The following is a 24,130-nucleotide window of genomic DNA, read 5'->3' as shown; positions in this document are numbered from 1 at the left end:
ATTAGAATATCCCCGGATTCTGCTGGATCAGCGATTTGGCCTCGCCATCCAGGCGATATACCACTTCCTGCGTCACATTGATGTTCAGATTGATCTCGATCGGCTTCTCCGGCGCGGAGATGTTGACGCATCCCCCGCTCGCCAGTGCCAGCGCGACCGGCATCCATCGTGTCGCATCCAAGATCGGCATCCTTCCCAGCATTTTCAATCCTGTTACGGTCATGGCACGGTCTCGCTTGCGGCTGGCTGAATGGGGGTGGCGGCGGGTTTGGCGGGCGACGTCGCGGGCGGCGCGGCGCGCTTGTTCTGCTCGTCCAGCAAGGCGGGCAGGTTGCGCTGGATCAGGCGGCGCGGATCGTAGAAGGACTGCGCCGAATCGAGCAGCCCGCGGAAGGGCGCCTTGATCCGGACGTTGAAGATGAAGGGCAGGCGCTGGAGCCGCCGGATGATGAAGTTGGACTTGGCGCCCTTGCCCTGGCTGATCCCGGCGAAGCGAACGTCCGTCACCATCTCGCCCGCCAGCGGCCCGTTCATGTCGATCCGCAAGGACCGGTAGTTGAGCGAGCGCAACGCCCCGAACGCCAGATTTCCCCAGACGCCCAGATTCTTCTGACTGAGCTCGCCCAGATAGGCGATGCTGCCCCCGCCCGGCCGCACCACCAGCCGCCCGCCCTCGATCCGCCCGCCGCGCTCGTCGAAGATCATCGGCAGGGTGCCGTCGAAGACGCCGGTGGCGTTCAGGTTCTGAAAGTCGAACTGGAGCAGGAACTGGTCGGCGGCGGCCCCTTCGACATGGAAGGTCATGCGCCGTTCGACCGGCTGCGAGAAGTCGAGCAGCGTCGGGTCGAGGGTCAACATGCCGCCCGCGAACGGCCAGCGCCCACTCTCCACCTTCACCCGCGCGCCGGACAGGGTCTGATACCGGACGACGCCGTTCGTCACCTGGATGCCCGGATTGATCGTCTTGATCGTCGCCACCTGTCCGGGTGCGCTTTCCAGGGCCAGCAGGTCGGTGAAGTCGATCGTGCCGACGATACCACCGACCGGGCCGAGCGCGGCGGCCAGGTCGATGCCGGTCGTGCCGAATCGCCCGGTCGAGCGGACGCCGTTCGCATCCCACGCGATTTGCCCACGCCCGTTGATCGGCCCGCGCACATCCTCGATCACGCCCTTGGTGACCGGGGTCAGCAGATCGGGCTGGAACTCCTTGGTGAAGACGATGCCCGGCACGTCGAGCAGCGCATCGCCCGCCCCCTTGTCGAGCGCATGGGTGATGGTGAGGTCGGCGACCTTGACCGACTTGCTCGGTTCGTAAAGCGTGCCTTTGGCCTCGATCCGGCTGCCCGCCAGCGTCAGCGTGACGTCGCGCGCCGCCATGGGGAGGAAACGCGGCGAATCGGCGCGCGCATCGCGCACCTGGAGCGCGCCGGTCAGGCTCAGCACACCCCCGGCCAGTCGCCAGTCGCCCGTCGCTTCGCCGAGCAACAGCGGCACCTGCCCCACCTGTCCCGCGCCGCCGGTGAACTGGCCCGCAATCCCCTGCGGCGTGATTCGACCCGACAGGGTCGCAGCGTCGATCCGGGTCGGCGATTCGGGGCGGCCGATCCGGCTCTTCACGTCGGTCAGGGTGAAGGCGCGATCCGCCAGCGCGAAGCGGGTGCTCGCCGCCGTCAGGCTCAGCGGGCTGCTGCCGATCGTGCCGGTCAGCATCGTCGCGCCCAGTTGCGCACCGCCGCCCAGCCGTGCGCCGTCCAGGCGGACCAGCGCGCCGTTCAGCGGACAGAGGCGCGTCGCCACCCGCGCCAGCCGCAGGCCGGACAGCGCCAGCCGGTCGATCGCCAGCGGCTGGCAATCCGGGTTGATCACCAGCCGCCGCCCGCCATCCCAGCGCGCGGCGATCGGCAGGACGAGTCCGTCGATCCGCCCGCCGCTGATCGGTCCCGACAGCGACACGCGGCTCGTCACCGCCGTCGCGCCATCGGCGGCGGCGGAAAAGACCAGCCGGTCGAACGCCAGCGCCGCATCACCCCCCGCGTAACGCGCCATCGTCGCGGTGCCCCGCACCGGCGCACGCGGCGCGGCCTGGCGAAGGGTCGCGCGGATCGTGGGCAGGCCGCCGCCGCCCATCGCCAGCGCGGTATCGAACCGGACACCGCGCGAATCGACAAGCAGCCCGTCGCCGCCGCCCAGCGCGACCCGTCCGCCACTGTTGGCGGCCAGGGTCAGGCTCGGTACGCGCAGGGCAAAGCCGGTGCTGCGCGGCGCGGCCTCGCGGTCGAGCGCGAGCTTCAGGTCGACGGCGAAACCGCGTCCGCTGCGCTGGACGGCCTGTGCGACCGCCGCCGCGACCGGGCCGATCGGCGTATTGGCCGCCGCGCGCGCCCAGCCGTCCATGCGCCCGAGCAGCGCAGGCGCGACCCGCGCACCGCCCATGCGTACATCGCCGTCGAAGCGCAGCGCCTGCCCGACCAGATAGCGGCCATCGATCGCCAACCGGTCGGCACGTCCATAACGCGTCGTGACGGTGCGCGCCGCGAGGTTCAGCCGACCGCTGGTCGCCGCCGCCTTGCCCGCAAAGGTGATTTGCCCACTGAGCGCGGCGGTCGCCGCCACCGGATGCCGCAATGCACCGCCCTCCAGCGTGGCGGTGCCGTTCCACTGGTCGAGCGCGGGCTGGAGGGTGACGTCGACCCGCGCGGCCAGGTCGCGCCCGGCGACCTCGCCACAGCGCAGGGCCGACAGCCGCAACGGCCCACTGAGCGTCGGGCGTTCGCGCACCACCCGGATGCGCAGCGGCGCGGCCAGCCCGGCCATGACGCAGTTGCCGACCGCCAGACGCGGCGCCACCGCGCCCAGCCGTCCGCTGAACCCGTCGTTCAGCACGCCGCGCCCCGACAGGCTGAGCCCGACCAGCCCATAGGGCGTTTCCAGCTGGATGCCGCCATTCGCCACATCGACATCCAGCGCGGGCAAGGCGAAAGGCTTGCCCGAGGACGGCCCCATCAGCTTGTCGAGCGCACCCAGCCGGACCTGCCCGTCGACCAGTCGCCCGCGCAGGCGCACCCTGCCCGCGCGCACGCCCGTCACCACCGGGCCCGACAGGCCGATGCGCGTCCGCGTCTCCAGCCAGTCGGCGACCAGATCGGGGCGGCGGGGATCGCCGATGACGACGTTGGTCAGCCGCTGTCGCCCGAAGCCCAGGTCGGAGATGGTATAGCGGGCGGGCACCCCGCGCCGGGCCAGTTCGCGGTCGAGCACATCGCCCGCCAGCGGCTTGCGCTCGACCCACAGGATCAGCAGCGCGGCCAGCAGGATCAGGGCGATGGCGATCAGGATGCGCTGCAGGCGCCCGACACGCCGTGGCAGGCGACCGGGCGTCCGACTATCCTCGCTCGCGCCCTTCACCCCGATCGTTCGTCTCCCGTCCTGATCCGCGTCATAGCCGCGGGGCCCCGCGCCACGCAATCGCACAAGCCCCGGCGACAGTTCCCGCCGCCTGTCCTATGCTGGCTCGGTACGGTGGACCAGCACGGGGGAGCAGGGACATGGCCAAGGACGGCGACCTACAGGCAATCGACCAGGCCGGGCATCGCGGGCGGCTGCGCGAGCGATTGTTGGGCGGCGGCGGATTGCTCGATCATGAACTGATAGAATGTCTCCTGATGACCGCCATTCCGCGCCGCGACACCAAACCGATCGCCAAGGCGCTGCTGCGTGAATTTCACGATATCGGCGGCGTGCTGACCGCCGATCCGGTCGCGCTGCAACGCATCGACGGGGTGGGCGAGACGGCGGCGGCGACGTTGAAGATCGTCCAGGCCTGCGCCCTGCGACTGGTCCAGGCGGAGGCGGCGAAGCGTCCGGTCCTGTCCAACTGGCAGGCGCTGCTCGACTATCTCCACGCCGACATGGCGCATCACGGGGTGGAACGGTTCCGGGTCCTGCACCTGAACACCCGCAACATGCTGATCCGCGACGAGCTGATGGGCGAGGGTTCGATCGACCAGGCACCGGTCTATATCCGCGAGGTGATCCGCCGCGCGCTGGAATTCGGATCGGCGGCGGTGATCCTGGTCCACAACCACCCCAGCGGCGACCCCTCGCCCAGCCGGGCCGATATCGACGTGACGCGGGGCATTGCCGAGGCGGGCAAGCGGCTGGGCATCGCGGTGCACGACCATCTGATCATCGGGACGTCGGGGCATGTGAGTTTGCGGGCGCAGGGGTTGATCTGACTCCCTTGGCCTTCGACCTCGCTCAGGATGAACGGAGCGAGGAGGCTTGGCCGGTTCCCCAACATCCGTTCAGGCTGAGCGAAGTCGAAGCCCACGCCCCTCCCTCACCCCGCATTGGAAACCGAGGCGCCCCGATGCTAGGGGCCGGTCATTCAAGTGAGCGAGGAACACCACATGCAGGTCTGGACCGGGCTGGGCAATCCGGGGCCGCAATATGCGATGCACCGCCACAATGTCGGCTTCATGGCGATGGACGCCATTGCCGAGGTGCATGATTTCGGCCCCGTGAAGAAGCAATTCCAGGGCTGGACCCAGGAAGGGCGGATCGGCGGCCAGAAGATCCTGCTGCTGAAACCAGCCACCTTCATGAACGAAAGCGGACGCAGCGTCGGCGACGCGCTGCGCTTCTACAAGCTGGGCGTCGAGGCGCTGACCGTCTTCCACGACGAGCTCGACATCGCGCCCTTCCGCGTCAAGGTGAAGACCGGCGGTGGCACCGCCGGGCATAACGGGTTGCGCTCGATCGACCAGCATCTGGGCCCCGACTTTCGCCGCGTGCGGCTGGGCATCGGGCATCCGGGGCACAAGGACCGGGTCACCGGCTATGTGCTCGGCAATTACGCCAAGGCCGAGATCGATCCGCTGTCCGACCTGCTCGGCGCGGTGGCGGGTGAGGCGCATTGGCTGGCCGAGGGCGATGACGTGCGTTTCGTCAACGATGTCGCGCTTCGGCTGGGCGACGCGGCATGAGCGTGCGGCGCCTCTTCGCCTCGCTCCTATACGAGGGCCAGCTGGACGATGCCGACCTGCTGGGCGAGATCGAGCAGAGCTGCTGGGCCCTGGCCGAGGACGACCGCGCCGGGCGGCGCTGGTCCAAGGAGCATGGCTATCGCGGCTATACCAGCTATGCCTCGCTCAACGACCTGCCGATCCGCGACCCGGTCTTTGCCGACCTGAAGAAGAAGCTCGACCGCCATGTCGCGCGCTTTGCCGAGGAATGCGCCTTCGACCTGGGCGGCCGCAAGCTGAAGCTCGACAGCCTGTGGGTGAACGTCCTGAAGCCGGGCGGGCATCATTCGGCGCATATCCACCCGCATTCGGTCGTCTCGGGCACGCTCTATGTCGCCATGCCCAAGGGCTCGGGCGCGTTGAAGCTGGAGGACCCGCGGCTGCCGATGCTGATGGCCGCGCCGCCCCGACGCCCCGATGCCCCGGACGACCTGGCGACCTTCGCCACAGCCACGCCCGAGCCGGGCACCGTTCTACTATGGGAAAGCTGGCTGCGCCACGAGGTGGTGCCCAACGGTGCCAAGGGCGAACGGATCAGCGTCAGCTTCAACTATCGCTGACGCAGGTTGCGACGATGTGGCACCGATACGCGACAGCCCGAAAAGTTCCGGCGGTTCATCGATGATTCGGCTCGTTTCGTCGCGCTGATATCGTGCGATTAACCTATATCGGTTAGGGGAAAGGCGAACGCACCCCGAACCGGACCTTATTCCCGATGCTTGAATTTTCTGTCTTCACCTTTGGCATGTTGGCGAGCTTCATCCTGTCGGGGCTTGGCCGGAACAAGAAGGCGCAGCGCGCCAATCCGCCGATGCTGCATTATATGGGCCTGGTGATGATGGGCTTTTCCACCGCGCTCGGCGTGCTGCTGCTCGGCTGGGCTGCCGCGATGATGGTCGGGGCGGCGTAACTCCTGCCGCCGCGAGGCCGAACGGAGGTCGAGGGGTTCGCATCCCCCTCGCCTCCCACCATCGGTTGAGAAATTTCCGCATCGTCGCTAGAGGGGCGCTTTCCCCTTGATCCACAGGATACGCGACGCATGGGTTTCCGCTGCGGCATCGTCGGCCTGCCGAATGTTGGCAAGTCCACCCTCTTCAATGCGCTGACCGAAACGGCGGCGGCGCAGGCCGCCAATTATCCGTTCTGCACGATCGAGCCCAATGTCGGCAACGTCGCGGTCCCCGATCCGCGCCTGTACCAACTCGCCGAGGTCGCAGGCTCGGCCAAGATCATCGAGACTCAGCTGGCCTTTGTCGACATCGCCGGCCTCGTGCGCGGCGCGTCGAAGGGCGAAGGGCTGGGCAACCAGTTCCTCGGCAATATCCGTGAGGTGGATGCGATCGTCCACGTCCTGCGCTGCTTCGAGGACGGCGACGTCACGCATGTCGAGGGCAAGGTCGATCCCATCGCCGACGCCGAGACGGTCGAGACCGAGCTGATGCTCTCGGACCTCGAAAGCCTGGAAAAGCGCGTCCCCGCCTTCATCAAGAAGGGCCAGCAGGGCGACAAGGAAGCCAAGATCGCCGCCTCGGTGCTCGGCCAGACGCTGGAGCTGCTGCGCGAGGGCAAGCCCGCGCGCCTGACCAAGCCGAAGGACGAGGAGGAAGCGCGCGTCTTCGCGCAGGCGCAGCTGCTGACCGCCAAGCCGGTCCTCTATGTCTGCAACGTCGAGGAATCGAACGCGGCGAACGGCAATGCCCATTCGGCGCGCGTCTTCGAAAAGGCCGCCGCCGAGGGTGCGCAGGCCGTCGTCGTGTCCGCCGCGATCGAGGCCGATATCGCGACCATGCCGCCTGAGGATCGCGGCGAGTTCCTGTCGGAGCTGGGCCTTTCGGAAACCGGCCTGGCCCGCGTGATCCGCGCTGGTTACGCGCTGCTCGACCTGCTGACCTTCTTCACCGTCGGCCCCAAGGAAGCACGCGCCTGGACCGTGCATCGCGGTGCCAAGGCCCCCAATGCGGCGGGCGAGATCCACAGCGATTTCGAACGCGGCTTCATCCGCGCCGAGACGATCGCCTATCCCGACTATATCGCCTGCAAGGGCGAGGCCGGCGCGCGCGATGCGGGCAAGCTGCGCGCGGAGGGCAAGGAATATGTCGTCCAGGACGGCGACGTCATGCTGTTCCGCTTCAACGTCTGATCCGGAATGCGCCGGTCGCTTTACGACGACCGGCGCATTTGGACTTTGCATCGGGCGATCGGAGTATTACCCCCGGCTTTACCATGATCCATGTTAGTTCGTACCGCCGCATTATCTATAGCAGCCGTCCGGTCGGCGATGACGTTCGCGCCGATCACCAGGCGATCCTGGCGGTATCCCGGCGAAACAACGGCATGGACGGCATCTCTGGCATCCTCTGGATCGGTGGCGACCAATATCGCCAATTGCTCGAGGGGCCGGTCGACAGCGTCGTCGAGACGCTCGAACGGATCCGGCGCGATCCGCGCCATACCGACATCGTCGTCCTGGACGACCGGCTGATCGACGCGCCCGAATTCGGTGAATGGGCGATGGCGGGCCTGCCCGGCGACCGGCCGGACGCCGCCGCCGAACGCCTCCGCTTCCTGCTGCGCAATGCCGCCCCGGAGATCCGGCAGTATTTTCCGGTCGACTGACGGGCCACGATTTAGAGCACGATGACGTCAGCTTGATCCACCCGTCCCCTTCAGGGGAGGGGCCGGGGGTGGGGCGCTTCCACAAACGACAAGCCTTGGGGTGATGCCCCACCCCAACCCCTCCTCTGAAGGAGAGGGGCTTTCTACGGATCAACCTCATGCCATCGCGTTCTAAGACCAGTCACGGCCGCCGGCGGCTCCCTGAAAGGGATACTCGCCAGCGTCACACAGGCCCGTTATCTGACGGGGACGAAAGGAAACGTTTCCCGTGATCCGACTCCCCCTGACGGCCCTTGCGCTCGCCCTGCTCGCGGGCTGTGCCTATCCCTACACCCCGCCCGCGCTATCGCCGATCGCCACCGCCACCCCAGCACCAGTGGGTGCCGTCGCCGACGTGTCGGCGCAGGAAGCACGGGCACCGGTCACCATCCTGGTGTCGATCGACGGGTTCTGGGCACCCTATCTGCAGCGCGGGCTGTCGCCGAACCTGGCGCGTCTGGCCGCCGGGGGCGCGAGTGCGTCGATGCGCCCGTCCTTTCCGTCCAAGACCTTTCCCAACCACTGGACGCTGGTGACCGGCGTCGTGCCCGACCGGCACGGCATCGTCGCCAACAGCTTCACCGATCCGGCGCATCCGGGCCAGCGCTTCACCATGTCGTCGGACCAACCCTATTGGTGGGACGAGGCCGAGCCGATCTGGGTCACCGCCGAACGCGCAGGAATTCCCACCGCCACGATGTTCTGGCCCGGCTCGAACGTCGCCTGGGGCGCGATCGGCGAGGGTCACGATGCCACGAACGGCATGCATCCGCATGACTGGCAGCAGTACAACAAGAATGTGACCGACCGTCAGCGGGTCGATTCGGTCATCGACTGGCTGCGCCGCCCCGCCGCCAGCCGCCCGCGCTTCCTGACGCTGTATTTCGACGAGGTCGATACGGCGGGTCATGAGGGCGGCCCCGACTCGGCCGGGGTGAACCACGCGATCGCATCGGTCGACCAGGCGATCGGACGATTGATCGCCGGACTGGCCGAGTTGAACCAGCCCGCCAACCTGATCGTCGTCGCCGACCATGGCATGGTCGCCACGTCGAGCGATCGGATGATCGTCCTCGACCGCTTCCTCGACCCGGCCGACTATACGCTGGAGGAGGATGGGCCCTTTGCATCGATCCGCGCCAAGCCGGGTCGCGAGGCGGCGCTGGAGGCCAGGCTGCTCGGCCACCGCGACCATCTGGACTGCTGGCGCAAGGGGGAGATTCCGGCGCGCTTCCACTACGGCCGCAACCCGCGCATCGCGCCCTATTTCTGCCTGGCCGAGGCGGGCTGGACGATCGCGGCCAAGCCGCCCGAAAAGCCCTTTGCCGGGGGCACCCATGGCTATGACAATGCCGATCCCAGCATGGCCGCGCTATTCATCGCCAACGGCCCCGCGTTTCGGCCGGGTGTGAAGCTGGCACCGTTCGACAATGTCGCGGTCGCCCCGCTGCTGCGCGACCTGATCGGCCTGCCACCGGGCCAGGGGCTGGACGGCAACGACCGGCCCTTCGCCCGTGCCTTCAAACGATAAGGGAAGACTCATGACCTATCTGGAGGATATCTCGGTTGGCGACGTCGCACGGTTCGGATCATACCGGGTCGAGCGCGACGCGGTGCTGGCGTTCGCCGGGGCCTTCGACCCGCAGGCCTTTCACCTGTCCGACGAAGCCGCCGCCGCGACCCATTTCGGGCGGCTGTCGGCCAGCGGGTGGCATACCGCGTCGATGGCCATGGCGATGATCGTCGCGCATTTCCGCGAAACCGGCTTCCAGAGTTTGGGTTCGCCGGGCGTGGACGAGCTTCGCTGGCTGAAACCCGTCTATCCCGGCGATACGCTCCATTGCGAAACCGAGGTGCTGGAAACCCGCGCTTCGGCCAGCCGCCCGGAAATGGGCTTCGTCATCAGCCGCTGGACGGTCCTGAACCAGGACGACGTGGCGGTAATGACGATGCGTCCCACCGTCATGATCGCCACGCGCCAGGCTCGGGGATAAGGGGCGCGGCGGGGATCAGCGGCGGCCGCGACCGCCGCTTCGCCCGCCACGCCAGCCGCCGGGCGTCCCGCGATTGCCGTGCCAGCCCTCGGCGCGCGGTGCCGACGGCGCGGGCCGGGCCACGCCGTTGCCGCGCCAGCCATTATTGCCGCGCCAGCCGCGACCGGGCACTTCTCCGCGCCAGCCGCCCCGGCCCCAGCCGCGCCACTGGTCGCGGATCGGGCCTCCGTGCCACGCCCCGCGCCGCCCTTCCCAATAGGCGCGCTGCCCGTCGTTCCACGGATAGGCCCGGCGATAGCGATCGTAGACGAAGGCGCCGGTGCCCGGATAATAGAAATCGTCGTACCAGCCATAATAGGACGGCGCGTAACCATAACCGCCGCCGCCATAATAGCCCGGCGCATAGCCGCCATAGCCCGCACCGACCGACACCCCGCTATAGCCATAGCCGTCGGTACATCCGCCCAGCGCCATCAGACCGGCGAGCATCGCCGCCGCCCATGTTTTCCGACCGAGGACCATCGTCCCTCTCCAAACCCCTGGGCTGTCATTGCGGGCGCGGCGGCAGGGGTCCGCCTTTTCCCGCATCCATCACCGGTCAACCCGGGCATCATTCCATGGTTCCTGCGCGCCTGCGCCTGCACCCGTGCTGAACGCCCATGCCGAGCGGTCGCGAAGGCGCGGCCCAAAGGGGATTGGCAAAGCGGCTCAAGCAAGGCTAACCTGACGCACCGTTCATCAAGGGCGGGCCGTCCTTCATGGGGCGGGAGTGACAGGCGGCGCATGACCGGGGACAATCCGGCACGACCGTCAAAGCGTACCACGGTGCACGCGAGCGAAGGTGGAGGGACAGGACGAATGGCGATGACGGAGAACACCGTACCCCCCGGCGAGGCGCCGGAGCCATTCCATGAAGAGGTCCATGATCCCCGTCGCCGCGACTTCATCAATGTCGCGGCCGTATCCTTCGCGGGTGTCGGCGCGCTGGCGATCGTCCTGCCGCTGATCAACCAGATGAACCCGTCGGCCGATGTGCTCGCGCAATCGACGACCGAGGTCGACCTGTCGAAGATCGAGCCGGGCCAGGCGATCAAGACCAGCTTCCGCAAGCAGCCGCTGTTCGTACGCAACCTGACACCCAAGGAAATCGCCGAAGCCAACGCCGTGCCGCTGTCCGAGCTGCGCGATCCGCAGACGCTGGCGGAGCGGACCAAGCCCGGCAAGACGAACTGGCTGATCACGCTGGGCGTGTGCACCCATCTGGGCTGCGTGCCGCTGGGCGCGGGCGAGGGCGAGAACAAAGGCCCCTATGGCGGCTATTTCTGCCCCTGCCACGGCTCGGCCTATGATACCGCGGCGCGCATCCGGAAGGGTCCGGCGCCGCTGAACCTGCACGTGCCCGACTATACGTTCAACACCGACACGACCGTCACGGTCGGCGCGGCGGCTTAAGGGAGACCCGAGAGATGAGCTTTCCCTGGGCCAAGCATTATCAACCGAAACAGCCGCTCATGCGCTGGCTGGACGAGAAGCTGCCGGTGCCGCGCCTCGTCTACAACGCGGTGGGCGCGGGCTATCCGGTGCCGCGCAACCTGAATTACTTCTGGAATTTCGGCGTGCTGGCGGGTGCCGCGCTCGCCATCCAGATCATCACCGGCGTCGTGCTGGCGATGCACTACGCCGCCAATGCGGGCGTCGCCTTCGATTCGGTCGAAAGCATCATGCGGGACGTGAATGCGGGCTGGTTCCTGCGCTATGCCCACGCCAACGGCGCGTCGATGTTCTTCATCGTCGTCTACACCCACATCTTCCGCGGCCTGTATTACGGATCGTACAAGGCCCCGCGCGAGATGGTGTGGCTGCTCGGCGTCGTCATCTTCCTGCTGATGATGGCCACCGCCTTCATGGGCTATGTGCTGCCCTGGGGGCAGATGAGCTTCTGGGGCGCGCAGGTCATCACCGGCTTCTTCTCGGCCATCCCGCTGGTCGGCGACACCATCCGCATCTGGCTGCTGGGCGGTTTCGCGCCGGACAATGCCGCGCTCAACCGCTTCTTCTCGCTCCACTATCTGCTGCCCTTCGTGATCGCGGGCGTCATCATCCTGCACATCTGGGCGCTGCACATCCCCGGCTCGAACAACCCGACCGGCGTGGACGTGAAGGGCGAGCAGGATACCGTGCCCTTCCACCCCTATTACACCGCCAAGGACGCGGTCGGGCTGGGCGTCTTCCTGCTGGTCTTCGCCGGGCTGCTGTTCTTCTTCCCGAACTATCTGGGCCACCCGGACAATTACGTGCCGGCCAACCCGCTCTCGACCCCAGCGCATATCGTGCCCGAATGGTATTTCTGGCCCTTCTACGCGATCCTGCGCGCCTTCACCGCTGACTTCATCCTGCCCGCCAAGCTGTGGGGCGTGCTGGCGATGTTCGGGTCGATCCTGCTGCTGTTCTTCCTCCCCTGGCTGGACAGCTCGCCAGTGCGGTCGAACAATTTCCGGCCCAAGGCGCGGATCGCCTTCTGGGTGCTGGTCGTGGACGTGTTGTTGCTCGGCTGGTGCGGTGGATCGGCCGCGACGCCGTTCTTCATCATCCTCAGCCAGATCACCGCGGCCTATTACTTCCTTCATTTCCTGGTGATCCTGCCCTGGATCGCCCGGACGGAGCGTCCCGCGCCGCTGCCCAACTCGATCACCGAAGCCGTGCTGTCCAAGCATGGCGGGACCGCGCCCACCAAGTCGGCCCTGGCCTGACCCGAACCGAAAGAGGATAGCTGAACATGGTTCGTGGTATCGCATTCCTGGTCGGGGCGGCCTTCACCCTGGTCCTCGCCATCGCGCTGTGGGGCAGCGTGTCGGGGCTCGTCTCCGATCCGCCAGCCCCCTCGGCCGAGGAGGAGTTCCACCTTCATCCCAAACAGGCGCATCTGGCCTCCGACGGCATATTGGGCCGTTTCGACCGCCGCCAGCTGCAGCGCGGGCTGCAGGTCTACAAGGAGGTTTGCGCGGCCTGCCACTCGCTGCGTCTCGTGGCGTTCCGCGACCTGAAGGACCTGGGCTATAACGACGCCGAGGTGAAGGCGATCGCCAACCAATGGGCGATCGAACAGCCGAGCATCAACCCGGAGACGGGCGAGGCGACGACGCGCAAGAACGTGCCCGCCGACCGCTTCCCTTCGCCCTTCGCCAACGAAGTCGCGGCACGCGCGGCCAACAACAACGCGCTGCCGCCCGACCTGTCGCTGATGACCAAGGCGCGGCATGACGGCACCAATTACGTCTATTCGCTGATCGGCCCCGACGCCTATCGCAACCAGCCCGCCGAGCTGCTGCGCAAGTTCCCGGACATCAAGACGCCCACGGGTCTGCACTACAATCCGTATTTCGCGAACCTCAACATCGCGATGCCGCCGCCGCTGAACCAAGACGGCCAGGTGCAATATACCGACGGCACGCTGGCCACCCGCGACCAGATGGCCAAGGACGTCGCCGCCTTCCTGACCTGGACCGCCGAGCCCAAGCTGGAGGCGCGCCATTCGGCCGGGATCGGCGCGGTGATCTTCATCCTGATCTTCTGCTTCCTGGCATGGGGCGCGTATCAGAATGTCTGGCGCGACGTGAAACACTGAGATCGGGCAAGCCCGTACGAGCGCCTGGGGCGGCTTCCGACACGGAGGCCGCCCATTTTATTTGGGTAACACGTCCCCACCCCCCGCTCAGGCCGAACGGGCGTTGAGGGAGCTTCGCCCCCCCTTTACCGCCGCGCCCCAGAGGCCCATGACGCGACGCATGAGCGCCAATGACGACCTGAAAGCCCTGATCCGGACCATCCCGGACTTTCCCAAGCCCGGCATCCAGTTCCGCGACATCACCACCCTGCTGCTCGACCCCAGGGGCTATGCGCAGGCGATCGAGCGGATGGCCGCCGCGACGCGAGGGAACGTCGATCTGGTCGCGGGCATCGAGGCGCGCGGATTCCTGTTCGCCGCCGCGCTGGCGGTGCCGCTGAACGCGGGCGTGCTGCTGATCCGCAAGGACGGCAAGCTGCCCGGTGCAACCATCGCCGAGGATTATGCGCTGGAATATGGCCAGGACCGGATCGCCATCCACGAGGATGCGCTGGTCCCCGGAGCGCGCGTGCTGCTGGTCGACGACCTGATCGCCACCGGCGGCACCGCACGCGCCGCCGTCCGGCTGATCCGCAAGGCGGGCGGCGTGGTCGAGCAGGCCCAGTTCCTGGTCGACCTGCCCGATCTGGGCGGGGCCGATGCGCTGCGCCAGGACGACATCGCGGTCGATGCGCTGCTATCCTTTCCGGGGCACTGATGCGGCTTGCCCTGTATGAGCCCGATATTGCGGGCAATGTCGGCACGCTGATCCGCACGGCGACCTGTTTCGGCGTCGCGGTCGACCTGATCGAGCCGATGGGCTTTCCCTATTCCGACCGCGCGCTGGCCCGCTCGGCGATGGACTATGCCACCATGGCCCAGGTGGTGCGCCATGCCGACTGGCAGGCCTTCCGCACGGCGAGCCGCGGCCGGGTCGTGCTGGCCACGACACTGGGCGCGGTGCCGCTGCCCGAGATGGTGTTCCACCCCGACGACGTGATCCTGCTGGGCTCGGAAGGGGCGGGCGTGCCGGAGGCGGTGCACCATGCCGCCGACATTCGCGTGCGCGTGCCGATGCGGCTTGGCGTCCGCTCGCTCAACGTCGCGATCACCGGCGGCATCCTGCTGGCCGAGGCGCGGCGCCAAACCGGTTGGGACCAAATACCCGGTTGACCCTGCCCCCTGCGCCCGCCCAGAACGCGGCCGACATGACCAGCCGTATCCCCGAAATCGCGCTCGACGCCGAGCAGGACGCCGCCCGCCTTTGGTTCGAGTCCCTGCGCGACCGGATCTGCGCCGAGTTCGAGGCGATCGAGCGGGAGGCCGGATCGGACGCCGCCTTCGACTATACCGCCTGGGACCGCACCGATCCCAGCGGTGAGCCCGGCGGCGGCGGCGTGCGCGGCGTGATGAAGGGCCGCGTGTTCGAAAAGGTCGGCGTCAACGTCTCGACCGTCGGCGGCACCTTCGAGGGGCCGTTCGCCAAGACGATCCATGGTGCGGGCGACGACCCGCGCTTCGTGGCGACCGGGATCAGCCTGGTCGCGCACATGGCGAACCCGCATGTGCCCGCCGTGCACATGAACACCCGCTTCCTGACCACGACCAAGCGCTGGTTCGGCGGCGGCGCGGACCTGAACCCGCCGCTGCCCATCGAAGAGGATACCGCCGACTTCCATGCCCGGATGAAGGCGGCCTGCGACGCGCATGACGCGGGCCATTACCTCCGGTTCAAGGCATGGGCCGACGACTATTTCTACATCCCCCATCGCCAGGTGCATCGCGGCGTCGGCGGCATCTTCTACGACCATCTGGAGGGCGATTTCGCCGCCGACTTCGCCTTTACCCGCGATGTCGGCGAGGCGTTCCTGGACGTCTACCCGCGCATCGTGCGGCGGCGCATGGGCCTGCCCTTCACCGAGGCGGATCGCGCGCAGATGCTGGCGTGGCGCGGCCGCTATGCCGAATTCAACCTGGTCTATGATCGCGGCACGCTGTTCGGGTTGAAGACCGGCGGCAACATCGACGCCATCCTGATGAGCCTGCCGCCGCTCGCGACCTGGGAATAAGGTCATGGCGCTGACCCCCGTCGACCAGACCGAGATCGCGACCATCGTCACCACGCTGGAAATGCGTGAACGCCCGCGCCCGCGCCCCCTGCCCGCCTCGCCGCTGTCGCTGGCGGCCTGGGCGCGGCCCGATCCGGCGAAGTACCGGACGTTGTTCGCACGGGTCGGCGCGCCCTGGCTGTGGTTCTCGCGGCTGGTGATGGACGAGGCTTCGCTGACCGCGATCATCCACGATCCCGCCGTCTCGGTCTTTGCGGTCGTCGACCGGATGGGGATCGAGGTCGGCCTGCTCGAGCTGGACCATCGCCAGCCGGGTGCGTGCGAGATCGGCTATTTCGGGCTGGTGCCCGAACTGGCCGGGCGTGGCCATGGCCGCTGGCTGATGGCGCAGGCCATGATGCGCGCCTGGACGCCGGGGGTCGAACGGGTGTGGGTGCATACCTGCACGCTCGACCACCCGTCGGCGCTGAACTTCTACCGCAAGCAGGGCTTTACCGCCGTCTCGCGCGCGGTGGAGACGTTTCCCGACCCCCGCCGCCTCGGCCTGTTGCCGGAAGACGCCGCGCCGCAGATCCCGCAGCTGGCGCCTACCGGTTGACCAGGCGACGATAGGCGGCGACCGAGATCAGCGCCTGGGCCAGCCCGGCGGCCATCGCCACCGCCGCCGCGCCCGCCTGCAACAGCGCGATCGCCACCGGATTGCCCGCCCCGCCGTCACCCTTCACGACCTCGACCAGCGCGACGAAGGGCTGGCCCGCGACGATCCCGCCCAGATAGGTGCAGGACGCCAACGCCGCCATCGAGAGCCCCGCACCGCGCGTCAGCTTGACCGAGCGCGCCATCGCGGCCAGCGCTGCCATCCGCCGCTCGGCGAACAGCACCGGCCCGACCAGCAGCAGCCGGCCCGCAATGTACAGCCCCGGCAGGATATAGAGCAGCGTGCCCGCCCCCACTGGAATGCCGACCAGGATCATCGCCAGCAGGAAACGCGGCGCGGCCTTCAGCGCACGACCCAGCGCTTCGCCGACATTGGTCGAGCCGCCGCCCAGTTCCAGCGCGAGCACCGCCGCCGTGCCGATCATCCCGATTGCATAGGCCGCGAAATACCAGCCGCCATATTGGCCCGCCCAGGCGCTGACCGAATCGATCCACGCCATGGCCCGCATGCTCGGCTCGCCCCCACCCTCCGGCGGCAGGGGTGGAAGCGGCGCCAGCAGGCCCAGCGCCAGCGCGGGCAGGAAGAGGAAGGGCGCCGCCAGCCGGATCAGCAGGTCGCGATCCCGGCGGAACAGGCCCCAGGCATCGCGCAGCGTCGCCATGACATCCAGTTTCATCACAGCGACGGCGAACCATCCCCGGCCAGGCGCGCTTCCTCGCCCGTCGCCGCGACGTACAGCCGCGCGACGAAGACATAGGCCAGCGTCATGAAGCCCGCGCTGACCACCGCCGCGACCAAGGTCGCCACGGTCACCGCGACCGGCGCGCCGTCCGCCCCCAGCATCAGGCGCAGGACCGCGCCGGTGATCCCCTGCGCCGCGCTCGTCGCGACGGTCAGGACGATCAGGAAAAGGACGAACACGCCGATCAGCCGCCAGGTCATGCCCCGCGTCAGCGCGATCGAGCGGCGGATCGCCCCCAATTCGCGCCGTTCGTTCAGGACGACCGCATAGACCAGCATCAACCGCGCCACGAGCCAGAGCGAGGCGACGCCGACCACCAGCCCATAGACGATCAGGAACAGCGCCGAGCCCGACGTCATCGGCGGCAGTTTCGAGGGATCGCCGTTGGCGGCCATCGCCGCGGCAAAGTCATAGCCCGATGCGCCCAGCACCAGGATCGGCACCAGGACGACGATGGCGAACACAACGCCCATCGCGATCGCCACGCCGAGCACCGCCAGCAGGCGACGAAGCCCGGCGCGCGATGCATCGGCGGTCGTCGTCGACGGATGGGTCGCGACCGCCATGATCGCCAGTTGCGCCCAGATCCCCAGCACCAGCGACACGAAGGTCATGACGACCCCGGCCACCCCGACGGATATGCCCGGTTCGCGCGGCAGCAGCAGCACCTGGACCAACGCGGGAAGGACGAAGCCGATCGCCGCGATCGGCGCGAGCATTCCGGTCCTGCCCGCCAGCACCTGCTGCGTGCTGTCCCACACGGTTCCGATCCTGACGGTCATCATTCCTCCCTTGGCCGGGTCACCCCACCCGTCCCGTTTCACCTGGACCATCGGCCTAGACGATTGGCCCCGCCAATACCATCGGTGCCATGCCCCACGTGCCGAACGCCCCCGTCGGGCGGCCGATACTTGCATCGCGGGGGACGGAGGCGCAGATACGGGCCACCGTGACCCAGACCCCCGACATGCCCGATATCGAATGGCGGATCAGCCCCGGCCTGACCCCCTATGACCAGTCACTCGCCGAGATGGAGGCGCGCGCCGCCGCCGTCGCACAAGGGGAAGCGCGCGAGCTCGTCTGGCTGCTCGAACATCCGCCCGTCTATACGGCCGGGACCAGCGCGGACCCGGTCGAACTGGTCGACCCGCGCTTTCCGGTGTTCCAGACCGGGCGTGGCGGCAAATACACCTATCATGGGCCCGGCCAGCGGACCGGCTATCTGGTCCTCGACCTCACCAAGCGCGGACGCGACGTGCGGCGGTTCGTCCACGGGCTGGAGGACTGGCTGATCGCGGCGCTGGCGCGGCTGGGCGTCCACGCCTTCAGCGTCGACGGACGCGTTGGCATCTGGACCCGCGACGGCGGCCCGGAGGCCAAGATCGGCGCGATCGGCGTGCGGGTGAAGCGCTGGACCACGCTGCACGGCTTTGCGATCAATATCGCGCCCGATCTGTCCCATTTCGGGGGGATCGTCCCCTGCGGGCTGCCCGAATTTCCGGTCACCAGCCTTTTTGCGTTGAACGGTGTCGACTCCCTGGCAACCTTTGACGAGGCGCTTGCGTTCACATTTCCGGGTTTCCTCGAAAGTCTCGATGCGGTGCGACAAAACGAGGCTTGAGGACCGGGCGGTATCCGATTAATGTCCACCCCGATTTGGGTAATAGGGCCAGCAAGCCATTCCAAATCCATAATATCAAGGGAGCTTCCAATGCGTGCAATCATCTCCAAGGTCCTGACGGGCTCGATCATCGCCGGCGCGGCGCTCGCGGTTTCGGCTTGCGGCTCGAAGACCGAGAACACTGCCGATGCGAACATGACCACCGAAATGAACGCTTCGGAGAGCATGGACACCACGACCACCGACAACATGACCGCCGTCGACGGCGCGATGAACGGTGGCACGATGGCCAACGACACGATGGGCAACGACATGATGATGTCGAACGACACCATGTCGATGAACGCATCGAACGCGATGTAATCATCGTCGGGGTCACACCCGATCGGAAAGGGCCGTCCGGGCGACCGGGCGGCCCTTTTCATTTGGGCGGCAAAGCCCTTGAAACGCCGGACTTTCACTACCTTCCCGTAACGACCGCGCCCGTCGCGCAATCGGCAAGACGCCGCGATTTCCATTTGGGGAAAAGGCCAAAAAGCGTTATGTTTCGGGACGCTCGAAGGCCCTCCGGGGGAAGGATCGGAATATAATGAAGGTGGTGCGTACCGCGCTGGTCGCTGGCGCGGCGTTTTGGGGGATGGGTGCCGCGGCACCCGCATCGGCACAATTCTTCCTGCAGCCCTATAATTTCCAGGGAAAGCCCGTCCAGGGTGACGAACCGGGTATCGGCCAGCCCCTGCCCGGCGCGACTCCGGCGGAATTGCGCGCAGGTCTGTTGTGGAACATGCGGGCGGCGCTGAACGTGGCCGCGCTGCAATGCCAGTTCGAACCGATGCTCTCGACCGTCGCGAACTATAATGCGATCCTGAAGGATCACGACGCCGAGTTGAAGGGCGCGTTCGACACGCTCTCCGACTATTTCAAGCGGACGAACAAGACGCCGCGCGCAGGCCAGATGGCGCTCGACCAATATGGCACGCGCACCTATTCCAGCTTCGCGGCGGTCGCGGCGCAGCTCAACTTCTGCCAGACGGCCGGGGAGATCGCGCACCAGGCCATCTTCACGCCACGCGGCCATCTGGGCGAGCTGGCGGTCGACCGGATGCGTCAGCTGCGCAACAGCCTGACCCCTTATGGCGAGCAGCGTTTCCCGCGCTATATCGGCCGCGAGCATTTCGCCGCGACCATGCCGCGCCTGGATACGCTGTGCTGGAACAAGAAGGCCGAATGGGTCGTCAAGAAGTGCGGCCCGCAGAACTGGCCGCCCGCCGGCGCCACCAGCCTGGCGGCACGCTGACCGACTCAATCCTCCCCAAGCTGTGCTTGGGGAGGGGGACCATGCGAAGCATGGTGGAGGGGCAGAGCCGCCAAGGACGCCCTATGTGGAAATCCCCCTCCACCACCGCTACGCGGCGGTCCCCCTCCCCGTGCCGGGGAGGATAAACGCCCTCTCCCCTTTCTCCCCAGAATTTGCTAGGCGCGCCGCCTATGCTCAATCTGAATGGTATCACCGTGCGCCTGGGCGGCCGCACGATCCTTGATGGCGCATCCGCGGCCCTCCCCCCCGGCAGCCGTGTCGGCCTCATCGGCCGCAACGGCGCCGGCAAGTCGACGCTCGTCCGCGTGATCGCGGGCCAGCTCGAGGCCGATGACGGCGCGTGCGAGATGCCCAAGGGCGCCAAGCTCGGCTATATCGCGCAGGAAGCCCCGGACGGCACCGCCACCCCCTTCGAAACGGTGCTGGCCGCCGATATCGAGCGCGCCGACCTGATGGAGCGGAGCGAGACCGAGAGCGATCCGGAAAAGCTGGGCGATATCTATGAGCGCCTGATCGCCATCGACGCCTATACCGCGCCTGCGCGGGCCTCCAGCATCCTGCAGGGCCTGGGCTTCGACGAGGCGATGCAGGCGCGCCCGCTGTCGAGCTATTCGGGCGGGTGGAAGATGCGCGTGGCGCTGGCCGCCTTGCTGTTCTCGGCCCCGGACGTGCTGCTGCTCGACGAACCGTCGAACCACCTCGACCTGGAAGCGGTGATGTGGCTGGAGGATTTCCTGAAATCCTATCGCGCGACCATCCTGCTGGTCAGCCACGAGCGCGACTTCCTGAACAACGTCGTCGACCACATCCTGCACCTGCAAGGCGGCAAGGTGACGCTGTACCCCGGCGGTTACGATTCGTTCGAGCGCCAGCGCGCCGAACGCATGGCGCAGCTTGCCGCGGCCAAGGCGAATCAGGAGGCGCAGCGCGCCAAGCTGCAGGACTATATCGCGCGCAACTCGGCCCGCGCCTCGACCGCCAAGCAGGCGCAGAGCCGCGCCAAGATGCTGTCCAAGATGCAGCCGATCGCCGAGATGGCGAACGATCCGTCGCTGTCCTTCGACTTCCCCGATCCCGACCAGCTGCGCCCGCCGCTGATTACGCTGGACCTGGCGAGCGTGGGTTATGCCGAGACGCCGATCCTGAAGCGGTTGAACCTGCGCATCGACCCGGACGACCGGATCGCCCTGCTGGGCCGCAACGGCAACGGCAAGACGACGCTGGCCCGCCTGCTTGCCGCACAGCTGACGCCGATGGAAGGCGACATGAATTCGAGCGGAAAGATGCGCGTCGGATACTTCACCCAGTATCAGGTCGAGGAACTCGACACCGACGACACGCCGCTGGAGCATATGACGCGCATCATGCGCGGGGCGACCCCGGCGGCCGTGCGCGGACAGCTGGGCCGGTTCGGCTTTTCGGGCGACAAGGCGACGACCAAGGTCGGCAAGCTTTCGGGCGGCGAGCGTGCGCGGCTGGCGCTGGCGCTGATCACCCGCGACGCACCGCATATGCTGATCCTCGACGAGCCGACCAACCACCTGGACGTCGACGCACGCGAAGCGCTGGTCCAGGCGCTCAACATGTACAAGGGCACCGTCGTGCTGGTCAGCCATGACCGCCACATGCTCGAGATGACCGCCGACCGGCTGGTGCTGGTCGACAACGGCACCGCGCGTGAATTCGACGGGTCGCTCGACGATTACATCGCCTTCGTCCTGAAGGGCGATGCGGGCCAGGGTGACGCCGCGTCCAAGGCGGACCGGGCCGCCAGCAAGAAGGCCTCGGCCGAGCAGCGCGAACGCTTCAATGCGATGAAGAAGACGCTGCGCGGCATCGAGGACGAGATGACCAAGCTGACCCGCGAACGCGAGGCGCTGGACAAGGCGATGAACGACCCCAAAGCCGCCGAACCGCGCCATGCCAAGCTGTCGATGGGCGAGCTGAACAAGCGCCGGGCCGAGGTGGTCGAGAAGCTGGCCGAGGCGGAAGTGCGCTGGATGGAAGCGGGCGAGGCGATGGAGGCGGCGTAATCCGCTTGCCTATGGGCGAGGTTGGAGGGCTGAGAGGGTTGCCCTTGGCCTTCGACTTTGCTCAGCCTGAACGGCGGTTGGGGTGCACTTATCCCTCAATACCGACCTGCTCCCCGGCGAAGGCCGGGGCCCAGTTTCCATAACGCCGATGGCGCGCTGGCCGCCGCGTGGGAGGCTATTGCCCGCACACAGAGGCTGGACCCCGGCCTTCGCCGGGGTGGGACATGGAATTACGCTTCGTCCGAACCCTCGGCAGCGTCTTCACTATCGGCCGGATTTTCGATCCACGCTTCGACTTCACCGTTCAGCTTCAGGGTCAGCGGGCGACCGTGACGGTCCACCTTCTTGCCCAGCGCGACGCGGATCCAGCCTTCGGAAATGCAATATTCCTCGACATCGCGGCGCTCCGCACCCTTGAAGCGGATGCCGACCCCACGCGAGAGGAGGTCCTGGTCGAAATAGGGGCTGTCCGGGTTGGTGGACAGGCGATCGGGAACGGTATCGGTCATGCCCCGGCCTTAACGCCGAGTCGGCCACCCTGCCAAGCAAAAGAAAAGCGGCGCCGGGATCACTCCCGACGCCGCCCTGGGGATTAGTCGCAGACCCGAACCTGCACGTTGCGGCCCCAATAGGGGTCCCAGCGCCAGTCGTTCCAGCACCGCGGGGCATAGCCGCGATACTCGTACTGATACACCGGCGGCGGGGGCGGCGGTGCGTAGTAGGGGTCATAGCCGCGATCGTAATAATAACCGCGATCGACGTAGCGCGGCCGATTGCTGCTGGCGATCGCCGCCCCGACACCCAGACCGACGATCCCGCCGAGCAGGGCGCCCGCCACCGCATCTCCGCCGCGATCCCGGTGGTAATAGCCCCCGCCCCAGCCACGACCCCAGCGCTGCGCTTCGGCCGGCGCCGCCGCGGTCAGCGCGGTGGCGCCCAGGGCCAGCCCCAATCCCAGCTTCTTCAAAATCCCGTTCATATCGAACCTCCGATACTCATACGCCCGGTCCGCTGATCGCAAAACGCGCCCATGGCGTCCGTGTTGCGTTGTTTGGCACGATCGGGCTGAATGGACGCGGAATGCGGTGTTTAGTCCTCGTTCAGGCGCATGGCGGGAGAGTATCGGGATATGGCCTATTGGCTGCTGAAGTCGGAGGCGGACAGCTATGGCTGGGACGATCTGGTCCGTGACGGCGCGACGGAATGGGACGGCGTACGCAACGCCGCCGCCGCCAAGCACCTGCGCACGATGGCGGTGGGCGACCATGCGCTGTTCTATCACAGCGGCAAGGACAAGGCGGCGGTCGGCATCGCGACGATCACCCGCGCCGCCAGGGAGGACGGCGATGACAGACGCTGGGTGTCGGTGCAGATCGCACCCGATCGCCCGCTGGCACGCGCCGTGACGCTGGCGGCGATGAAGGGCGAGGCGCGGCTGGCCGACCTGCCGATGCTGCGCCAGTCGCGGTTATCCGTATCGCCGGTCGGCGAAGCGGAATGGGCGGTGCTGATGGCGATGGCCGAAACCTGATCCTCCCCGGCAGGGGGAGGATCAGCCCAGACTTCGGGCGTAATCCGCCGCTTCCCGGACCTGCTCGGCGGTCGGGCGGACGCCGGTGTACAGGATGAACTGCTCCAGCGCCTGGATCGTCGCGACCTCGGTGCCGGTGATGATGCGCTTCCCGCGGGCCCGCGCCGCCGCCAGGAAGCGCGTCTCGGGCGGATATTGCACGACGTCGAAGGCAATATCCGCCCGGTCGATCAGCCGCTCCGGAAAGGCGAGGTCGTCCGCATTGCCGCCGGTCATGCCGATCGGCGTCACGTTGATCAGCAATGCGGCCCCCTCGCGCGGCTCGCTGGCCCAGTCATAGCCGTACAGCTCGGCCAGGCCGCGTCCCGCTGCCTCGTTGCGCGCGACGATGGTGCCGTGCGCGAACCCGGAGTCGCGCAGGCCCGCCGCCACCGCCTTGGCCATGCCGCCCGATCCCCGCAGGCAGAAGGGCGTCGCCCGGTCGATATCGGCGATCAGTGCGACGACGGCGGCATAATCGGTGTTGTAGCCGGTCAGGCGTCCGTCATCGTTGACGATCGTGTTCACGCTGTCGATCGCCGCCGCCGATCCCGCGAGCCCGTCGAGCATCGGGATCACCGCCTCCTTAAACGGCATCGAGATGGCGCAGCCCCGGATGCCCAGCGCACGAATCCCCCCGACCGCCGCCGCCAGATCGGTCGTGCTGAACGACTTGTAGACATAATCCAGGCCGGTCAGCTCGTAGAGCCGGTTGTGGAACCGCGAACCGAAATTGCCGGGCCGCGCCGACAGCGACATGCAAAGCCGCGTATCGCGGCCGATGGGGGGCTTGGTGGTCATGCCAGGGGTTTAGCGGAGGGTGGCGGCCAGCGCATCCCCTG

Annotated in this window: 28 protein-coding genes; 20 read left to right on the top strand and 8 right to left on the bottom strand. The window is 67.5% G+C overall.

The features are described from left to right. Position 1: 1 nt before the first annotated feature. Positions 2-190, bottom strand: a complete 189-nt coding sequence (locus U1703_RS02470; protein WP_320451800.1) for a YnbE family lipoprotein — start codon at positions 188-190, stop codon at positions 2-4. 29 nt (positions 191-219) lie between these two features. After that, entirely contained in the window at positions 220-3,405 is a 3,186-nt protein-coding gene (locus U1703_RS02465; protein ID WP_332784456.1) for an intermembrane phospholipid transport YdbH family protein, read from the bottom strand. A 140-nt stretch (positions 3,406-3,545) separates the two neighbouring features. Here U1703_RS02465 and radC point away from each other — a divergent pair, with 140 nt between their 5' ends. From radC to U1703_RS02425, 8 genes are all read left to right on the top strand, one after another. Next, the gene (radC, locus tag U1703_RS02460) at positions 3,546-4,235 is read left to right on the top strand and encodes a RadC family protein (RefSeq protein WP_332784455.1); all 690 of its coding nucleotides are present in this window, start codon (positions 3,546-3,548) and stop codon (positions 4,233-4,235) included. Positions 4,236-4,409: 174 nt separating this feature from the next. Beyond that, positions 4,410-4,985, top strand: a complete 576-nt coding sequence (gene pth, locus U1703_RS02455; RefSeq protein ID WP_320451797.1) for an aminoacyl-tRNA hydrolase — start codon at positions 4,410-4,412, stop codon at positions 4,983-4,985. After that, positions 4,982-5,584: a TIGR02466 family protein gene (locus tag U1703_RS02450; protein WP_332784454.1), complete on the top strand. Its 603-nt coding sequence runs from the start codon at positions 4,982-4,984 to the stop codon at positions 5,582-5,584. The genes pth and U1703_RS02450 overlap by 4 nt, the downstream gene beginning before the upstream one ends. A 155-nt stretch (positions 5,585-5,739) precedes the next feature. After that, positions 5,740-5,934 (top strand): hypothetical protein, encoded by a 195-nt coding sequence (locus U1703_RS02445; protein ID WP_332784453.1) that lies wholly within the window; start codon positions 5,740-5,742, stop codon positions 5,932-5,934. Positions 5,935-6,063: 129 nt separating this feature from the next. After that, entirely contained in the window at positions 6,064-7,164 is a 1,101-nt protein-coding gene (ychF, locus tag U1703_RS02440) for a redox-regulated ATPase YchF (protein WP_320451794.1), read from the top strand. Positions 7,165-7,247: 83 nt separating this feature from the next. Beyond that, positions 7,248-7,640 (top strand): BLUF domain-containing protein, encoded by a 393-nt coding sequence (locus U1703_RS02435; RefSeq protein ID WP_332784452.1) that lies wholly within the window; start codon positions 7,248-7,250, stop codon positions 7,638-7,640. 268 nt (positions 7,641-7,908) lie between these two features. Beyond that, a complete protein-coding gene (locus tag U1703_RS02430) occupies positions 7,909-9,210 on the top strand; it encodes an alkaline phosphatase family protein (protein ID WP_332784451.1) in 1,302 nt (433 codons plus the stop codon). Positions 9,211-9,220: 10 nt separating this feature from the next. After that, positions 9,221-9,673 (top strand): MaoC family dehydratase, encoded by a 453-nt coding sequence (locus tag U1703_RS02425; protein ID WP_320451791.1) that lies wholly within the window; start codon positions 9,221-9,223, stop codon positions 9,671-9,673. Between the two features lie 15 nt (positions 9,674-9,688). On the opposite strand, the gene U1703_RS02420 is transcribed toward U1703_RS02425, so the two are convergent. After that, positions 9,689-10,195 (bottom strand): hypothetical protein, encoded by a 507-nt coding sequence (locus tag U1703_RS02420; protein WP_332784450.1) that lies wholly within the window; start codon positions 10,193-10,195, stop codon positions 9,689-9,691. A gap of 336 nt (positions 10,196-10,531) precedes the next feature. On the opposite strand from U1703_RS02420, the gene petA reads away from it, so the two are divergent. From petA to U1703_RS02385, 7 genes are all read left to right on the top strand, one after another. Beyond that, positions 10,532-11,125 carry a ubiquinol-cytochrome c reductase iron-sulfur subunit gene (petA, locus tag U1703_RS02415; RefSeq protein ID WP_320451789.1) on the top strand — a complete coding sequence of 198 codons (594 nt, stop codon included), beginning with the start codon at positions 10,532-10,534 and terminating at the stop codon, positions 11,123-11,125. Between the two features lie 14 nt (positions 11,126-11,139). Next, complete coding sequence (locus tag U1703_RS02410) at positions 11,140-12,423, top strand: cytochrome b (protein WP_332784449.1); 1,284 nt, start codon at positions 11,140-11,142, stop codon at positions 12,421-12,423. A 26-nt stretch (positions 12,424-12,449) separates the two neighbouring features. Next, positions 12,450-13,298 carry a cytochrome c1 gene (locus U1703_RS02405; RefSeq protein ID WP_320451787.1) on the top strand — a complete coding sequence of 283 codons (849 nt, stop codon included), beginning with the start codon at positions 12,450-12,452 and terminating at the stop codon, positions 13,296-13,298. A gap of 148 nt (positions 13,299-13,446) precedes the next feature. Further along, positions 13,447-13,995 (top strand): adenine phosphoribosyltransferase, encoded by a 549-nt coding sequence (locus tag U1703_RS02400; protein WP_332784448.1) that lies wholly within the window; start codon positions 13,447-13,449, stop codon positions 13,993-13,995. Further along, entirely contained in the window at positions 13,995-14,450 is a 456-nt protein-coding gene (locus tag U1703_RS02395; RefSeq protein ID WP_332784447.1) for a tRNA (cytidine(34)-2'-O)-methyltransferase, read from the top strand. Before U1703_RS02400 ends, U1703_RS02395 begins: the two co-directional genes overlap by 1 nt. A gap of 35 nt (positions 14,451-14,485) precedes the next feature. Continuing rightward, a complete protein-coding gene (gene hemF / locus U1703_RS02390) occupies positions 14,486-15,346 on the top strand; it encodes an oxygen-dependent coproporphyrinogen oxidase (RefSeq protein WP_332784711.1) in 861 nt (286 codons plus the stop codon). A gap of 4 nt (positions 15,347-15,350) precedes the next feature. Continuing rightward, positions 15,351-15,944, top strand: coding sequence for a GNAT family N-acetyltransferase (locus tag U1703_RS02385; RefSeq protein WP_332784446.1), 594 nt, complete (start codon positions 15,351-15,353; stop codon positions 15,942-15,944). Here U1703_RS02385 and U1703_RS02380 read toward each other — a convergent pair. Both U1703_RS02380 and U1703_RS02375 read right to left on the bottom strand, forming a co-directional pair. Then, positions 15,934-16,680, bottom strand: a complete 747-nt coding sequence (locus U1703_RS02380) for a hypothetical protein (RefSeq protein WP_332784445.1) — start codon at positions 16,678-16,680, stop codon at positions 15,934-15,936. The two genes, U1703_RS02385 and U1703_RS02380, sit on opposite strands and share 11 nt — an antisense overlap. Then, entirely contained in the window at positions 16,680-17,528 is an 849-nt protein-coding gene (locus U1703_RS02375; protein ID WP_332784444.1) for a hypothetical protein, read from the bottom strand. Before U1703_RS02375 ends, U1703_RS02380 begins: the two co-directional genes overlap by 1 nt. Before the next feature lie 167 nt (positions 17,529-17,695). Here U1703_RS02375 and lipB point away from each other — a divergent pair, with 167 nt between their 5' ends. The 4 genes from lipB to U1703_RS02355 all read left to right on the top strand — a co-directional run bounded on the left by lipB (position 17,696) and on the right by U1703_RS02355 (position 21,718). Then, positions 17,696-18,367, top strand: a complete 672-nt coding sequence (gene lipB, locus U1703_RS02370) for a lipoyl(octanoyl) transferase LipB (RefSeq protein ID WP_332784710.1) — start codon at positions 17,696-17,698, stop codon at positions 18,365-18,367. 90 nt (positions 18,368-18,457) lie between these two features. Continuing rightward, positions 18,458-18,730 (top strand): hypothetical protein, encoded by a 273-nt coding sequence (locus tag U1703_RS02365; protein ID WP_332784443.1) that lies wholly within the window; start codon positions 18,458-18,460, stop codon positions 18,728-18,730. Positions 18,731-18,956: 226 nt separating this feature from the next. Beyond that, positions 18,957-19,664: a hypothetical protein gene (locus U1703_RS02360; RefSeq protein ID WP_320451778.1), complete on the top strand. Its 708-nt coding sequence runs from the start codon at positions 18,957-18,959 to the stop codon at positions 19,662-19,664. 191 nt (positions 19,665-19,855) lie between these two features. Beyond that, positions 19,856-21,718 carry an ABC-F family ATP-binding cassette domain-containing protein gene (locus U1703_RS02355; RefSeq protein WP_332784442.1) on the top strand — a complete coding sequence of 621 codons (1,863 nt, stop codon included), beginning with the start codon at positions 19,856-19,858 and terminating at the stop codon, positions 21,716-21,718. 230 nt (positions 21,719-21,948) lie between these two features. On the opposite strand, the gene U1703_RS02350 is transcribed toward U1703_RS02355, so the two are convergent. Both U1703_RS02350 and U1703_RS02345 read right to left on the bottom strand, forming a co-directional pair. Continuing rightward, the gene (locus U1703_RS02350) at positions 21,949-22,227 is read right to left on the bottom strand and encodes a DUF3297 family protein (RefSeq protein WP_332784441.1); all 279 of its coding nucleotides are present in this window, start codon (positions 22,225-22,227) and stop codon (positions 21,949-21,951) included. An 83-nt stretch (positions 22,228-22,310) separates the two neighbouring features. Beyond that, positions 22,311-22,697: a hypothetical protein gene (locus U1703_RS02345; RefSeq protein WP_320451775.1), complete on the bottom strand. Its 387-nt coding sequence runs from the start codon at positions 22,695-22,697 to the stop codon at positions 22,311-22,313. A gap of 150 nt (positions 22,698-22,847) precedes the next feature. Between U1703_RS02345 and U1703_RS02340 the strand changes: the two genes are divergently transcribed. Continuing rightward, positions 22,848-23,249 (top strand): EVE domain-containing protein, encoded by a 402-nt coding sequence (locus U1703_RS02340; RefSeq protein WP_332784440.1) that lies wholly within the window; start codon positions 22,848-22,850, stop codon positions 23,247-23,249. A 21-nt stretch (positions 23,250-23,270) separates the two neighbouring features. Here the strand turns inward: U1703_RS02340 and U1703_RS02335 are convergent, their stop codons facing one another. Then, a complete protein-coding gene (locus tag U1703_RS02335) occupies positions 23,271-24,089 on the bottom strand; it encodes a shikimate 5-dehydrogenase (protein WP_332784439.1) in 819 nt (272 codons plus the stop codon). Positions 24,090-24,130 lie beyond the last annotated feature (41 nt).

Origin of the sequence: Sphingomonas flavida, from assembly GCF_036663655.1 — a bacterium.
GTDB lineage: Bacteria > Pseudomonadota > Alphaproteobacteria > Sphingomonadales > Sphingomonadaceae > Sphingomonas.
The sequence above is the reverse complement of the archived record's forward strand: the minus strand, read 5'-3'. Positions and strand labels throughout refer to the sequence as shown.

What these genes read in the sequence shown, in the direction of transcription:
- U1703_RS02470 (WP_320451800.1), bottom strand. Translation starts at nt 190, where the DNA reads ATGCCGATCTTGGATGCGACACGATGGATGCCGGTCGCGCTGGCACTG.
- radC (WP_332784455.1), top strand. Translation starts at nt 3,546, where the DNA reads ATGGCCAAGGACGGCGACCTACAGGCAATCGACCAGGCCGGGCATCGC.
- pth (WP_320451797.1), top strand. Translation starts at nt 4,410, where the DNA reads ATGCAGGTCTGGACCGGGCTGGGCAATCCGGGGCCGCAATATGCGATG.
- U1703_RS02450 (WP_332784454.1), top strand. Translation starts at nt 4,982, where the DNA reads ATGAGCGTGCGGCGCCTCTTCGCCTCGCTCCTATACGAGGGCCAGCTG.
- U1703_RS02445 (WP_332784453.1), top strand. Translation starts at nt 5,740, where the DNA reads ATGCTTGAATTTTCTGTCTTCACCTTTGGCATGTTGGCGAGCTTCATC.
- ychF (WP_320451794.1), top strand. Translation starts at nt 6,064, where the DNA reads ATGGGTTTCCGCTGCGGCATCGTCGGCCTGCCGAATGTTGGCAAGTCC.
- U1703_RS02435 (WP_332784452.1), top strand. Translation starts at nt 7,248, where the DNA reads ATGATCCATGTTAGTTCGTACCGCCGCATTATCTATAGCAGCCGTCCG.
- U1703_RS02425 (WP_320451791.1), top strand. Translation starts at nt 9,221, where the DNA reads ATGACCTATCTGGAGGATATCTCGGTTGGCGACGTCGCACGGTTCGGA.
- U1703_RS02420 (WP_332784450.1), bottom strand. Translation starts at nt 10,195, where the DNA reads ATGGTCCTCGGTCGGAAAACATGGGCGGCGGCGATGCTCGCCGGTCTG.
- petA (WP_320451789.1), top strand. Translation starts at nt 10,532, where the DNA reads ATGGCGATGACGGAGAACACCGTACCCCCCGGCGAGGCGCCGGAGCCA.
- U1703_RS02410 (WP_332784449.1), top strand. Translation starts at nt 11,140, where the DNA reads ATGAGCTTTCCCTGGGCCAAGCATTATCAACCGAAACAGCCGCTCATG.
- U1703_RS02405 (WP_320451787.1), top strand. Translation starts at nt 12,450, where the DNA reads ATGGTTCGTGGTATCGCATTCCTGGTCGGGGCGGCCTTCACCCTGGTC.
- U1703_RS02400 (WP_332784448.1), top strand. Translation starts at nt 13,447, where the DNA reads ATGACGCGACGCATGAGCGCCAATGACGACCTGAAAGCCCTGATCCGG.
- U1703_RS02395 (WP_332784447.1), top strand. Translation starts at nt 13,995, where the DNA reads ATGCGGCTTGCCCTGTATGAGCCCGATATTGCGGGCAATGTCGGCACG.
- hemF (WP_332784711.1), top strand. Translation starts at nt 14,486, where the DNA reads ATGACCAGCCGTATCCCCGAAATCGCGCTCGACGCCGAGCAGGACGCC.
- U1703_RS02385 (WP_332784446.1), top strand. Translation starts at nt 15,351, where the DNA reads ATGGCGCTGACCCCCGTCGACCAGACCGAGATCGCGACCATCGTCACC.
- U1703_RS02380 (WP_332784445.1), bottom strand. Translation starts at nt 16,680, where the DNA reads ATGAAACTGGATGTCATGGCGACGCTGCGCGATGCCTGGGGCCTGTTC.
- U1703_RS02375 (WP_332784444.1), bottom strand. Translation starts at nt 17,528, where the DNA reads ATGACCGTCAGGATCGGAACCGTGTGGGACAGCACGCAGCAGGTGCTG.
- U1703_RS02365 (WP_332784443.1), top strand. Translation starts at nt 18,458, where the DNA reads ATGCGTGCAATCATCTCCAAGGTCCTGACGGGCTCGATCATCGCCGGC.
- U1703_RS02360 (WP_320451778.1), top strand. Translation starts at nt 18,957, where the DNA reads ATGAAGGTGGTGCGTACCGCGCTGGTCGCTGGCGCGGCGTTTTGGGGG.
- U1703_RS02355 (WP_332784442.1), top strand. Translation starts at nt 19,856, where the DNA reads ATGCTCAATCTGAATGGTATCACCGTGCGCCTGGGCGGCCGCACGATC.
- U1703_RS02350 (WP_332784441.1), bottom strand. Translation starts at nt 22,227, where the DNA reads ATGACCGATACCGTTCCCGATCGCCTGTCCACCAACCCGGACAGCCCC.
- U1703_RS02345 (WP_320451775.1), bottom strand. Translation starts at nt 22,697, where the DNA reads ATGAACGGGATTTTGAAGAAGCTGGGATTGGGGCTGGCCCTGGGCGCC.
- U1703_RS02340 (WP_332784440.1), top strand. Translation starts at nt 22,848, where the DNA reads ATGGCCTATTGGCTGCTGAAGTCGGAGGCGGACAGCTATGGCTGGGAC.
- U1703_RS02335 (WP_332784439.1), bottom strand. Translation starts at nt 24,089, where the DNA reads ATGACCACCAAGCCCCCCATCGGCCGCGATACGCGGCTTTGCATGTCG.